This is a genomic window from Halorubrum sp. CSM-61 (assembly GCF_003781945.1).
Taxonomy (GTDB): domain Archaea; phylum Halobacteriota; class Halobacteria; order Halobacteriales; family Haloferacaceae; genus Halorubrum.
Map to the genome: position 1 here is coordinate 450007 of NZ_RJJW01000002.1, position 12716 is coordinate 462722.

Here is a 12716-nt window from a genome sequence, read left to right on the forward strand (position 1 = left end):
ACAACGGCCGGAACGCCTACGTCATTATGCTGGTTCGGTCCGGAAGCGAGTGATCGGAACCTCAGTGACGTCGTCGTAATCAGCATCGGCACCGACGAGCAGCATCCCGTCGACGTGTGCTGCGGTTCCGAGCGCGAAGGCATCGCCGAGCGCCGGCGAGTAGCTGAATTTGAAGTCGGCCGCTGGTGGCCACGTTTCTTCGGTGTCGACCCGTCGGATACCGCTTTCCTCGAGGACGTCGACGACGGCATCAGCGCGCTCCTCGCCGTCGATCGCACGGACGACGTAGCGGACCTCGGCGAGATTGATCGCCGAGATGTAGCCGTCAGCTGCGCCTTCGACTGCGTCGACGTACGTTTCGACGGTGTCACTCCCCGGTTCGTTGCAGAAATAGGCGATGAGTGGTTCGGCGTCGAAGACGATCGAGTCGGGAAGTCCGGTCCGGTCCGGTCCGTCATGTGTCAGCCTCGTCGCCATCGGCGTAGCGCTGCCGCAACTCCGCTTCGCTGGCCTTGTCCGCCGTGCGTTCCTCCTCGAGGCGCTCGGTCGCCGAGCGCCCCCGTTCGTCGGTTTTCCCTTCCAGGACTCCACGCAGGTCTGTAACCGATCGGATGGGACGAACGACGATGTCACCTTCCTCTGTCCGAACGAACTTCGCGCGGCCGGGCGTGTCGATGCCTAACTCCTCGCGGAACTCCTTCGGGATGGTCGCTTGCCCCCGCGACGACACAGACACCACTTTTTCAGAGTCCGTCTTGCTCATACTATTCGCTATCATTACTTCGATTCGATCATACAAAAAGACGGCGCCGATGTGGGTACGATCAGGTGAGATCGCTCGGTCCGCGACTGGTCGCAGGCTTCAAATCGGCACTCGCCGAACGACTGAGCATGCGAACGCGTCGAACCCTGCTGACAACGGGCGTCGCCGGACTGGTCGGACTCGCCGGGTGTTCCGGCACGCCGCCGCGCTCGGCCGACGGGAGCCCCGAAGGGGCCGACGACGGCGCCGGTTCGGACGACGGCGACTCAAATGCGGATGACGGAGGCGACGACACGGAAGGCGACGCGACCCGGATCGGGTTCGTGGGCGACCTCATGTTGGGCCGGAGCGTCAACGATCGGTGGGCGGACGAGGAGGGCGGTCCCGAAGACGTTTGGGGCTCGACGCTCTCACGCCTCCAGGGACTCGACGGCCTGGTCGGAAACCTGGAGTGTTGCGTCTCCGACCGCGGGACCAAGTGGCCGGACAAGGGGTACTACTTCCGGTCGGATCCCGACTTCGCGGTGCCCGCGCTGGAGGCCGCGGGCGCATCGTTCGTCTCGCTCGCGAACAACCACGTCCTCGACTACGGCGAACCCGCGCTCCGGGACACCGGCTCGCACCTGAGCGACGCGGGGATCGCGCACGCCGGCGCCGGCACCGACCGCGACGCCGCGCTCGAGCCCGCGACCTTCGAGGCGGGCGAGTTGACCGTCGCCGCGTTCGGCCTCACCGATCAGTCCGCGGAGTTCGCTGCCTCGGAATCCGAGCCCGGGACCGCGTTCGCGACGCTCGATCCCTCCGTGTCCGCGACGCGCTCGCTCGTCGAGGGAATTCTCGACCGCGCCGAGGCGCACGATCCCGACCTCGTCGTCGCGTCGCTCCACTGGGGGCCGAACTGGGAGACCGAGCCCCGGCCGGTCCACGAGCGGTTCGGTCGGTGGCTGATCGAGCGGGGCGTCGACGCGGTCCACGGTCACAGCGCGCACGTCCTCCAGGGCGTCGAGGTGTACGAGGGGCGGCCGATCGTCTACGACGCGGGGGACTTCGTCGACGACTACATCAGCTATCGGGACCGCGAGGGCGTCCGCAACAAGCGGAGCGCCCTCTTCGAGCTGGTCGTGCGCGACGGCGACCTCGACGAACTGATCGTCGAGCCGATCGAGATCGCCGACGAGGCGGCGACGCTGGCGGACGACGACGTCGCCGAGTGGGTACGGGACACCCTCGAAGAGCGTTCCGCGGCGTTCGACACCGACGTCGAGCGGAGCGACGGTCAGTTGGCGTTCCCGCTGGGCGAGGAGTGATCCGACGACGGGCTTCGAACCGCTCGCCGACGACGCTTCTCGAAACCCCCAGACGCATCGGATGAGTGAGGAGATTGCGAAACACGCCGCGTTAATAGCTTGTTAACGCCCCAGTCCCGGGACCGCGTCGGTCCCGAGCAGCCGTCGCCTCACCCGAGAGGGGGTCGCGTGCATCCCAGACGGTGCAGTCTCCACATAACAATACCGCCGGGATGAGAACGGGGAGGGAAGATGGACGACAGTTCGGGAGCGCGTCTCACCGAGGGCGACCCGTCTCCACGTATCGGTTCGAGAACGATCCGCTCGGCGGCGGGACGACGCGGTACGGACCGTCTCGAACGGAGACTCCGGTCCGAGCCGTCGTACGCTCGGCGGTGGGCCCTTCCGAAAACGCTCGGACGTGACCGATGAGCTCCGACGGGGAGACGGTCGACGTCTTACAGCTCGTGACGACGCCGCGACCGTTCTTCCGGCAGCAGGTGGCGGTGCTCGAGCGGAGCGGCGTGTCGTCGACCGTCGTTCGAGTGCCGCCCGCGGACGAGCGCCGATCGGGACACGAGTACGCGGTGTTCTACGGGCGGGTCCTCTCGAAGCTGGCGACGGGGAAGTACGACTTGGTCCACGCGAACTTCGGGCTCACGCTTCCGTTCGCGCTCGCTCAACCGGTTCGACCGGTCGTCGTCTCCCTCTGGGGGACCGACGTCTTCGGGGAGTACGGCTGGGTCACGGACCGATCCGTCCGGTGGGCCGACGCCGTCATCGTCATGTCCGACGAGATGGGCGACGCGGTGGACGCGGAGGCGACGGTCATCCCGCACGGCGTCGACTTCGACCTGTTCGAGCCGATCCCGCAGGCGGAGGCCAGACGCGAAGTGGGCTGGAGCGCCGATTCGAAACACGTCCTCTTTCCGTACGATCCGGACCGAGAGGTCAAGGACTTCCCGCGCGCCGAGCGGATCGTCGACGAGGCGGCCGAACGGGTGGACGAGGACGTAACGATACGGCCCGTCTACGACGTTCCCCACGAGCGGATCCCGCTCTACGTCAACGCCGCGGACGCGTTCCTCATGACGTCGAAGTGGGAGGGATCGCCCAACGCCGTCCGCGAGGCGCTCGCGTGTAACCTCCCCGTCGTCTCCACGGACGTCGGCGACGTCGCCGAACGGCTCGACGGCGTCTCCCGTTCGCGCGTCTGCGAGAGCGACCGAGAGCTCGTGAACGCTCTCGCTTCGGTTCTCGAAGCCGGCGAACGGTCAGACGGCCGGGAGTCGGGGAACGTAACGAGCCTCGCGGACATGCGGGAACGGATCCTCGACGTCTACGAGTCCGTCGGCGTGCAGTGTCCCGATACCGGCCGGAACGAACGCGGTCCGAGAGCCGGTAACTAGGGCGTAACAAAGTGTGGGTCCGCGGTAGTACCGCACCAGAAATGGGTCGAGTCGTCTCCGACAGCGACGGTCTCTCAGATGTGATCTACTCGGATGTCCCGTAGGAAACGCCGGCGGGAGGCCACCCGATCGAAGGTCGCCCTCACCCTCGGGTTCGTACTGCTCACGGTCGGGCTCCTCGCGGCGTACGTCGACCCGGCCTCGGGGTACGAGCTGTCTCCGTACGCCTCGACGCCGATCCCCTTCTGGGTCTGTACGGCGCTGAGCTGTCTCGTCTCGCTGGTCGTCGCGTTCGATCGCGACCGCTCGCCGCGCCTGCGGACAGTAGCGCTCCTGCTCGCCGTCGGCGTGTTCGTCGCCTTCATCTCGATACCCGTCATCAGAAACTACCAGTTCTTCGGTCCGGCGGACTCGCTGACCCACCTCGGGTGGGTTCGCGACTTCAGTACCGGGGCCTTGCAGCCCTTCGACATTCTCTATCCGGCGACGCACGTCATCGCGCTCCTGTTCGGCGAAGTCGGCGGCGTTCAGCTTCCGCGGGCGGGACAGCTGACCGTCATCGTCTACTTCGTGTTGTACCTCCTGTTTCTCCCGCTCTGCGTCGGGTACCTCTCGGACAGCGACTGGGCGGTCCCGTTCGGTCTCTACGCCGCGGCCCTCTTCTTGCCCGTCAACAACGTGAGCGTGTTCCGGATGATGCATCCGACGACGCAGGCGATCCTCTTCTTCCCGTTCGTGCTCTTCCTGACGTTTCGATATCTCCGGACGCCCGCCGACGCCGGGGTGCGTCAGTGGTCTCCCAGTTCGTGGAGCGTGCTCCTGTACGTCGCCGTGGCGTCGATCCTCTTCGTCCATCCGCAGCAGGCCGCGAACCTCTTGGCCGTGTTCGTGGTCATCTCCGTCGTGCAGGCGATATACCGGCGGTTCGGTGACCGACTCGGCGACTACGACATCGCCGCGGAGCGGCTCGCGTACCTCCCTACCGTCTTCCTCGCCGTCCTCTTCGGACTGTGGGTGCCGCAACACGGACGCGCGACCGGAGCGGGGAGCACCATCATCGACCGAGTCGTCCAGTTCGCCACCGGAACCAGCGACTCTCCGGTCGACGGCGCCGAACGGCGCGGGAGGTCGCTGAGCGATATCGGTGCCGGCATCGAGGAACTCTTCGTGAAACTGTTTCTCGTGACGCTCGTGTTCTTTGTCATTGCCGGGCTGTTGATGCTACTCAGTTACGTCGGCCGAGTCGACTGGAAAGACGTGGACAAACGAATCGTTATCAAGTACCTCTCGCTATCGTTCGCGGCCCTCACGGCGATATTCGCGGTGTACTTCCTGTCGAGCGTGACGACGCAGCACTACCGACAGATCGGACTCCTCGCGATGGTCGCGTCGATACTGGGCGCGGTCATGCTGTCGGACGGCGTGACAGCGCTCGCGGATCGGTTCTCCGCCCGGTCGGTCGTCGGGGTCGCCGGTCCCCTGCTCGCGGTCATGTTGCTTCTGTCGGCCGCGTCCGTGTATCAGTCGCCCTATATCTATCAGGAGTCGCCCCACATCACGGAGATGGAACTGACGGGGTACGAGACCGCCATCGACCACCGGAGCGACGAGGTGGTCTTCACGAAGATCCGCGGCGGAACGGGACGCTACGCCCACGCGGTGTACGGACGCAACGGGAGCGAGCGGATGGACATCAACCGAACCGACGAGCCGATTCCGGAGCGGGTGTTCAACCGGGGGAATATGTCGACGTACTATGACGATCCGCACTATCTCGTCGTCCTGGACCGCGATTACGACCGGGAAGTCGTCGTCTACAACGAGTTCCGGTTCACCGGTAGCGGGTTCGAGGGTCTCGACGAGCGCCCCGGCGTGAGCAAACTCGTCTCCAACGAGGGGTTCCGCCTCTACTACATCGAACCGGCGAACGAAACGGCGACTGCAGGCCCCAGCGGCGCCGTCTCCGGACCCGAGCGGCCGGCGCTGTCGGTCCCGTCGCCGACTCGATAGCGGGACGCGGTCGTAGCGACGTTACTGCTCCGTGACGGTCAGCCGATGGTACACTTCGGCGTCGGCGTTCGACCGCGTCGGCGTTTCCGGCGGCTCCCCCTCGTACACGAGGTAGACGACGCGGACTCGTTCACCGATGAACGTCGGACTGAGGTCGTGCGAACGCCGCCACTCCTCCCCCGCCGCGACGGTCCTGCTGAACGTTTCGAGCCGTCGTTCGGCGATCACCGTCCCGTCCGCGCTCTGTCGCTGTAGCTTCGCGACCACCGTGTACTCGACGCTCCGCTCGTGGTGGTTGTCCACGGCGAAGACGACCTCCTCGGTCTGTTCGACGGTCATCTCGTCCGGGAGGTTCCCCGCGACGAGCTCCCCGTCCTCCGTCCCGTACAGGGCGGCGGTCGTGTAGGACGACCCGTCGTTGGGGACTGTCAGAACGAATCCGGTGGTGAGGACGGCGAGCAGAACGGAGGCGCCGAGGGCGGCGTTGAGTATCGATTCCCGCCGCGTTCGCCCGGAGAGGCCCTCTCCCATGCCCGACACCCATCCCGCGATCGACGGCGCGTAGCGGTCACCCGCGGGCGTTCGGAGTCGGCGCACCGTCCCGAGGACGGTGGCGACGCAGACGAAGAGCGCGACGGTTATCGCCCCCGTCCTGGCCGTGATCGAGCCGGTCACGGCCGACGTACCCAGTCCCAAGAGCGGAAGCAGCGCGACGCTGGCACCCACGGAAAGGGCGAACCGAACGGCGGGCGAGAGCCGGACCGAGCTCTCGCCCATCAGGGACGTGGTCAGGTTCTCCGGAACGCGTCGGCCGAGAGCGCTCGGAGCGCTTCCGTCGTTCTCGGGGAACAGGGCGGTCACGAGAGCGTACCCGGGCAGGAACAGAAGGAGGGGGAGCGCGACCGCGGCTCTGACGTTCGATCCCGGCTCGAGCCCGACCGCGGCGACGAGAACGGCGACCGCGACCAGCGAGACCCAGACGTCGTCGGGTATGTTCCGAATCATCCGCTGACCGCTCGAGGTCGAACGTCGCTGCGTTCCCGCGACATCGTCGCGCCCTCCGTGAACGGATCGTGTGTGAGTCCTCGCATGTGAGTCGTGTTTTCGATGAGGTCGTTGGCTCGCGGCGGTTCGTTCGAGACGGTCGCCGCGAGCGTGTGTATCGGGTGTAGTAACCGCTGCCGTATAATTAGGAACGTCCTGTTTCGACAGCGCGCACGCCCGGACAAGCGATGTATCGCCGCGGATCGCGTCGCTATCTGTCCCATCAATTAACGCATACATAACAATAGCCGTCTTCCACAATCCGACAGACGGCACGATTGTGAAATGAGCACGAAACATCGATCCGAGATCGGTCGCGTACACCGCCTCCACGCCGGAATCCTCGAGGAGCGTGTTTGAGAATGCGCGTCGCTTACACGATCCAGCATCCCGCACACGTACACCTGTTTCGGAACTCGATTCGGGAGCTCGTCGACTCGGACGACAGCGCGTTCGTGTTCGTCAGAGAGAACGACGTCGCGACGGACCTGCTCGACGGGTACGGCATCGAGTACAACCGACTGGCGCCGGAAACGGAGTCCTTCGCGGGACTCGCGGTCGCACAGACGCTCTACGAGCTGCGTCTCCTCCGCGACTGTCGGCGGATCGATCCCGACGTCATCGTCGGGATGGGCGAACCGGGGGTCTCGCACGTCTCGACGCTTTTGGGGACGAAGGGACTGATATTCACGGACACGGAGGGCGCGACGATACAGAACATGCTCGCGTTCCCGCTCGCCGATCGGATCTGCACCCCCGACTGCTACCGAGACGACCTCGGGGAGAAGCAGCGAAGGTATCCCGGGTACCACGAGCTGGCGTACCTGCATCCCGACCGGTTCACGCCCGATCCGTCGGTGTTCGACGACACGGACGTCGACCCCGACGAGAAGTACGTGGTGCTTCGCCTCGTCGCGTGGAACGCCCTCCACGACATCGGCAGCGCCGGCCTCGACGAGCTCGAGGCGGTCATCGAGCGGCTCGAATCGACGGGCACCCGCGTCATCGTCACGTCCGAGGGCGAACTCCCGGACAGGTTCGACGACTATCTGATGCCGACGGCGCCCGAGGATATCCACCACGTGCTGCGGTACGCGGACCTGTTTATCGGCGAGAGCTCGACGATGGCGGCCGAATCGGCCGTTCTCGGCACGCCGGCGGTCTTCGTGAGTCCGCTCCGCCTCGGGTACATCGACGAGCTGGCCGACGAGTACGGGCTCGTCTTCCAGTTCAACGGCGAGGACCGCCAGTCGCGCGGGCTGTCGAAGGCGGTGTCGATACTCGACGATTACTCGCCCGAAACGTGGCGCCGACGGCGCGACGAGCTCCTCGAGGACAAAGTCGACACCACGTCCGTCATCATCGAACAGATCCGCGAGATGGCGTCTCGTACCTGATCGGCGTCGGTCGGCCTCTCCTCGACGCGTCGGTCGGCCTCTCCTCGACGCGCTGGTCGCCCCGTTACGGTCCGTGATCGTCGCCAACTGAGCAACCGTAAGATGAACGGAGGAGCCGGTTGAGCCGCGTTCCGTCACTCACCGTCGGTCAGAGGCCCGTCTGTTTCCGAATAGGTCACTCTAACCCCTAATGGACCGATAACACTACGTTTCCGGTGTCACGTCTCTATAACAATACGTCGTCGGTGCCTCGGTTCAGCCAATTAATGGCTCAAAACGAAGCGAGGACGCTATCGGAAGTCGACATCGAACGCTCGACCGGGACGATCTGTGTGGCGGGTCTCGGGTACGTCGGGCTCTCGGTGGCAGTGGCGTTCGACAGGGCGGGTTGGGACGTGGTGGGGTACGACATCAGCGAATCGACCGTCGACCGATTGCGGAACGGGAACCCGTCTTCGAACGTCGTCTCCGGACAGGAGCTCTCCGATCTCGACGCCCACTTCACCACGGACCCCGGGTTCGCCTCGGGCGCCGAGTTCGTCATCATCGCCGTGCCGACTCCGACGGACGATCGGGAGAGACCGAACCTCGACTACGTGAAGTCGGCGGGCGAGACGGTCGGCGAGAACCTCTCCCCGGGGACGACGGTCGTCCTCGAGTCGACGGTGTTCCCGGGAGCGACGCGCGAGGTGCTGATTCCGGCGCTCGAACGGGCGTCGGGATTCACCGCGGGCGAGGAGTTCGACGTCGGATACTCGCCGGAGCGCATCTCACCGGGCGACCAGAACCGCGGCATGAGAGACGTCGTGAAAGTCGTCAGCGGGCAGAACGAGGAGGTGAGGGAACGCGTCAGGCGGTTGTACAGCGACGTCACCGACGTCGGCGTTCACACCGCGCCCAGCATCGAGGTGGCCGAGATGACGAAGGTGTTCGAGAACGTCCAGCGCGACGTGAACATCGCCCTCGTAAACGAACTGGCGGTCGCCTGCGATCACCTGGGAATGAACACCGACGACGTACTCGAGGCCGCCGGGACGAAGTGGAACTTCCACGAGTACTCCCCGGGGCTCGTCGGCGGTCACTGCATCCCGGTCGATCCCGCGCACTACGCTCACAGCTCCGAGGTCGCGGGGTTCTCCCCGCAGGTCGTCAACACGGCCCGCGATATGAACGAGTTCATGACGGAGTTCGTCTCGGAACTGACGATTCGCGGGCTCAACGACTGCGGGAAAGTTCCGAAAGAGAGCCGGCTGCTGATTCTCGGTCTCTCGTACAAGGCCAACGTGGACGACGTCCGAAACACGAAGGTGGACGACCTCGTCTCGGAGCTGCAACGGTACGACATCTCGATCGCCGGATACGATCCGCAGGTCGACGACGAAGTGTTGCGGTCCGAGTTCGACATTCCCATCTTGGAGGGGCTTTCGTTCGACGGCGTCGACGGAGTGATCCTGGCGACGGGTCACGACGAGTTCCGGTCCCTGTCCCTCGAAGACGCCCGTTCGGAGATGAACGAGGCTCCGCTCTTCGTCGACATCGAAGACGCGTTCGACGCCGAGGACGCCGAGCGTAACGGATTCGTCTACAAGCAGCTGTGAGGTAGTCCCACCGCCGATCCGCGCCGTCGCTTTTCTCCCGTTCGCGCCGCGGCCGGTGTCGTCGAAGAACGAGCCGGACCGTAGCGGCGCGTTCTCGTCGGTACTATCCCCTTCGGGGAATCCTCGTCCGTCAGGGCGGTGAGGATGTCGACGGGCCGCCGGGCTCACGCCGTGAGGTTCCGGTAGATCTGTTCGAAATTGTCCCTGACGGTCCAGTTCGTCACCAGTTCGAGACCCAACGCCACCGCGGCGAACGCGACGACGCCCATCGGGACGAGGATCACGAGATTCACCACCGAGCCGAACGGGGAGACCGTTCCGAGGTACCAGACGGTGAGACCCATCGCAGCGCTCGCGATGAACGGGTAAACGAACTCGTAGTAGATTTCGCGCATCGGGAGGTCGATGGAACGGGACATCACGTAGATGTCGAGCGGCATCATCGGGAAGACGTAGAGGCCGGTCACGGTGAGCGCCGTCCCGACGATCCCGAACGCGTTGGTCAACGGGTAGATGAAGACGGCGATAAGCGCCACGCGGAGCGCGGACAGTTTCGTCACGTAGTCCGGACGGCCGATGGCCTCCCAGATCGGACCGAACGTCTTCCCGAGCGCGCGGAAGAGCCCGTAGAACGCGAGGACTTGCATGGCCGGTATGGCCGGTGCCCACTCCTCGCCGAAGGCCGCCACGACGAAGTCGGGTGCGACGGCGGCGATGCCGATCGCGGACGGAAAGGAGACGAGCGCGGTGACGCGGAGCGTCTTCAGAAACGCTCGCCGGAGCTCCTCCTCGTCAGTCTGTAGCTTCGAGTACGCCGGAAGCATGACGCTCGTGATCACCTGTGACAGTTCGGTCGCCGGGGCGTTGGAGAACCGGTAGGTGTACTGGTAGTACGCCAGCGCCGTCGGCGTGAGAAACCACCCGACGAACGCGTCGTCGCCCTCGCTGTAGATGAAAAAGAGGATCGACGAGCCCGTGAGCCACTTCCCGTAGCCGATGAGTTCCCTGGCGACGTCGAGATCGAACGACGGGAACGGCCGGTATTCGTGGATCACGTACGAGAGGATCAACTTGACGACGTCCGCCGCGAGAAACCCGAAGACGAACGCCCACGCGGTCGGGTTGACCAGTGCGTATCCGACGCCGACGAGGAACTGGGCGGAATCTCCGCCGATCTTGTAGGCGAACTGTTTGTGGAACTCGAGGTTCTTCTGGAAGTAAACGATTCCGGGGTTCCGGAACCCGAGGAGGAGCGGCGAGAGCCCGATGACGCGGATTATGTCGACCGCTCGGGGTTCCCCGAAGAACCGCTCCCCGACGGGCCCGGCGATCGCGAAGAGGAGGGCGGCGATGAGGACGCCTCGACCCATCTCCAGCATCCACGTCGTGTTGAGGTGGCTGTCGACGTTCTCCTCGGTCTTCTGGATGAGCGCTTTGTTCAACCCGATGTTGGTGAACTTCTTGGTCGCGCTCAGCGTCAACAGCGCGATCCCGACGAGGCCGAGCTCGGCCGGGCCGACGAGCCGAGCCAGGACCGCGAGCATTCCCAACTGGAGCACTCTGCCGACGACGTTCTGTCCCATCAGCCACCCCGCGCTTTTCACGGTCCGTTCGACGACCGTCCCTTCCGGTTTCAGCCCCTTGATCCGAGCGAGAAGTCGTTCGAGTAGATTCATTGGATCCGTTCCGAACGAGATGTCGGACCGTCCGGTAATACTTCGATGATCGGTAGGCTCCAACGTCCCATTGTAACGGAATGAGCGTCGTTCAGCACTATGTAATTGCTCTCCTAATATCCGGGTCGCGTAGGGAGCTCTCGATCGTCCGAGCGTCCCCTGTCCCGACGGGACCAGTCGGCGACGACGCCGCACTCACCGTCCGCGATCGCCGGGACACCGCGCCGAACGAACTCCGCGTCCGCGGGATCATCCGCGAGACGCGTCGTGATAACCGTCCGCTTCCGTCTGGACGGCGCGATCGAAGGCCAAGACGAGCAGCACTGACGACGCCGTGAGGGCATACATCGCTATCGCGCCGACCGTGCCCCTCGATTCGTCGTCGGTCCGATGAGCCGTAAACGGGCGAAGAAGCCGGGCCGTACCGGCCGTCGCGGTAGCGCCCGCGAAAGCCGCTAGCAACCCTATCGGATGGCCCTTCGTGGGAGGGTACTTGACCCGGAGCCGCCACAGGAAGTTCCGTAACAGCATCTGAGAGACGTTGACGATGTACTCCTCGTACCGGATGTGACTGTCCTCGTCGTCGTACACCGCCGGAAGCGGAACGTCGACGATGTCCGCACCGGCGATGTTGAGCCGCACGAGCAGGTCGTTCAGGTAGCCGTAGTACTCGTACATCTCCTCGACGGAGACGCGTTCGAGAACGTCGGTTCGGACCGCGGTGTACCCGTTCTGCGGATCGGTGACCTGCCAGTAGCCGCTCGCCACTCGCGTCAGGAACGTCAGTACGTGGTTCCCGAACAGTCTGAACCGGGGCATGCCGCGGCTGTGGTCCTCGTTCGACAGTCTGTCCCCTTTCGTGTAGTCGGCGTCCCCGGCGACGATCGGATCGAGGAACCGCGAGAGCTGAGCGGGGTCCATCTGTCCGTCGGCGTCGATCGTCGCGACGACGTCGGTATCGTCCTCCAGAGCGAACTGGTACCCGGTCTTTATCGCACCGCCCGCACCGAGATTCTCCTCGTGGTGGATCGCGACGGTTCGTCCGATGGCGTAGAACTCCTCTACCTTCTCGGCGAGCGCGTCGCTCTCGAGACGCAACTCGCCGATGTCCGGGAGGTCGTTGTCGCGCCGGTCGGCGGCGGGCGACGCGTTCGCCGCGTCGGCCTTCGCCGCGGTGCGGATCGCTTCCGGCGTCTCGTCGTCCGAACAGTCTTCGACGACGTACACGCGATCGACGTACTCCGGGACGTCGCGGATGACGTCGCCGACGAACTCCGCCTCGTTGTATGCCGGGATGATGACGCCGACGGAATGGGACTCGTACATGCTATCTCCTCGTTGCGATCGGCAGACGCTGACCGCTCGCGGCTCGGCGTTGGGCTCCGGCTCCCTCTCGTTCGGCCGCCATCAGCGGACCGCGGTGAATCGGTCTGGTCTCATCTCTTCTCGGACTGGAATAACCGAGTGGGGGGGTATCGTTATGAGTATGTTATTCACCTATTCTGATGCGTTATGTCTCGACCGGGACGATCA

At 64.9% G+C, this 12716-nt stretch carries 10 protein-coding genes; 5 read left to right on the forward strand and 5 right to left on the reverse strand.

Annotated features, from left to right (window positions below; all coding sequences use genetic code 11):
• Positions 1-24: 24 nt before the first annotated feature.
• Both EDM04_RS05210 and EDM04_RS05215 read right to left on the reverse strand, forming a co-directional pair.
• Positions 25-477: a PIN domain-containing protein gene (locus EDM04_RS05210; RefSeq protein ID WP_123620087.1), complete on the reverse strand. Its 453-nt coding sequence runs from the start codon at positions 475-477 to the stop codon at positions 25-27.
• Positions 455-763 (reverse strand): AbrB/MazE/SpoVT family DNA-binding domain-containing protein, encoded by a 309-nt coding sequence (locus tag EDM04_RS05215; protein WP_123620088.1) that lies wholly within the window; start codon positions 761-763, stop codon positions 455-457. Before EDM04_RS05215 ends, EDM04_RS05210 begins: the two co-directional genes overlap by 23 nt.
• A 128-nt stretch (positions 764-891) precedes the next feature.
• On the opposite strand from EDM04_RS05215, the gene EDM04_RS05220 reads away from it, so the two are divergent.
• The 3 genes from EDM04_RS05220 (at position 892) to EDM04_RS05230 (ending at position 5468) form a co-directional block, all read left to right on the forward strand.
• Complete coding sequence (locus EDM04_RS05220; protein ID WP_123620089.1) at positions 892-2070, forward strand: CapA family protein; 1179 nt, start codon at positions 892-894, stop codon at positions 2068-2070.
• Positions 2071-2477: 407 nt separating this feature from the next.
• Positions 2478-3458 (forward strand): glycosyltransferase, encoded by a 981-nt coding sequence (locus tag EDM04_RS05225; RefSeq protein ID WP_123620090.1) that lies wholly within the window; start codon positions 2478-2480, stop codon positions 3456-3458.
• Positions 3459-3551: 93 nt separating this feature from the next.
• Positions 3552-5468 (forward strand): hypothetical protein, encoded by a 1917-nt coding sequence (locus EDM04_RS05230; protein WP_123620091.1) that lies wholly within the window; start codon positions 3552-3554, stop codon positions 5466-5468.
• Positions 5469-5489: 21 nt separating this feature from the next.
• Here the strand turns inward: EDM04_RS05230 and EDM04_RS05235 are convergent, their stop codons facing one another.
• Positions 5490-6473 carry a DUF1616 domain-containing protein gene (locus EDM04_RS05235; protein WP_164471088.1) on the reverse strand — a complete coding sequence of 328 codons (984 nt, stop codon included), beginning with the start codon at positions 6471-6473 and terminating at the stop codon, positions 5490-5492.
• Positions 6474-6874: 401 nt separating this feature from the next.
• Here EDM04_RS05235 and EDM04_RS05240 point away from each other — a divergent pair, with 401 nt between their 5' ends.
• Together EDM04_RS05240 and EDM04_RS05245 are read left to right on the forward strand one after the other, a co-directional pair.
• A complete protein-coding gene (locus tag EDM04_RS05240) occupies positions 6875-7909 on the forward strand; it encodes a DUF354 domain-containing protein (RefSeq protein ID WP_123620093.1) in 1035 nt (344 codons plus the stop codon).
• Positions 7910-8241: 332 nt separating this feature from the next.
• Positions 8242-9507: a nucleotide sugar dehydrogenase gene (locus EDM04_RS05245; protein WP_241154853.1), complete on the forward strand. Its 1266-nt coding sequence runs from the start codon at positions 8242-8244 to the stop codon at positions 9505-9507.
• A gap of 164 nt (positions 9508-9671) precedes the next feature.
• Here the strand turns inward: EDM04_RS05245 and EDM04_RS05250 are convergent, their stop codons facing one another.
• Positions 9672-11183: a lipopolysaccharide biosynthesis protein gene (locus EDM04_RS05250; RefSeq protein ID WP_123620095.1), complete on the reverse strand. Its 1512-nt coding sequence runs from the start codon at positions 11181-11183 to the stop codon at positions 9672-9674.
• Positions 11184-11432: 249 nt separating this feature from the next.
• Positions 11433-12509, reverse strand: a complete 1077-nt coding sequence (locus EDM04_RS05255; RefSeq protein WP_123620096.1) for a glycosyltransferase family 2 protein — start codon at positions 12507-12509, stop codon at positions 11433-11435.
• Between the last annotated feature and the right edge of the window lie 207 nt (positions 12510-12716).

Excerpts from the sequence above, each read along its gene's own strand:
- EDM04_RS05210 (WP_123620087.1), bottom strand. The coding sequence starts at position 477 with ATGGCGACGAGGCTGACACATGACGGACCGGACCGGACCGGACTTCCC.
- EDM04_RS05215 (WP_123620088.1), bottom strand. The coding sequence starts at position 763 with ATGAGCAAGACGGACTCTGAAAAAGTGGTGTCTGTGTCGTCGCGGGGG.
- EDM04_RS05220 (WP_123620089.1), top strand. The coding sequence starts at position 892 with ATGCGAACGCGTCGAACCCTGCTGACAACGGGCGTCGCCGGACTGGTC.
- EDM04_RS05225 (WP_123620090.1), top strand. The coding sequence starts at position 2,478 with ATGAGCTCCGACGGGGAGACGGTCGACGTCTTACAGCTCGTGACGACG.
- EDM04_RS05230 (WP_123620091.1), top strand. The coding sequence starts at position 3,552 with ATGTCCCGTAGGAAACGCCGGCGGGAGGCCACCCGATCGAAGGTCGCC.
- EDM04_RS05235 (WP_164471088.1), bottom strand. The coding sequence starts at position 6,473 with ATGATTCGGAACATACCCGACGACGTCTGGGTCTCGCTGGTCGCGGTC.
- EDM04_RS05240 (WP_123620093.1), top strand. The coding sequence starts at position 6,875 with ATGCGCGTCGCTTACACGATCCAGCATCCCGCACACGTACACCTGTTT.
- EDM04_RS05250 (WP_123620095.1), bottom strand. The coding sequence starts at position 11,183 with ATGAATCTACTCGAACGACTTCTCGCTCGGATCAAGGGGCTGAAACCG.
- EDM04_RS05255 (WP_123620096.1), bottom strand. The coding sequence starts at position 12,509 with ATGTACGAGTCCCATTCCGTCGGCGTCATCATCCCGGCATACAACGAG.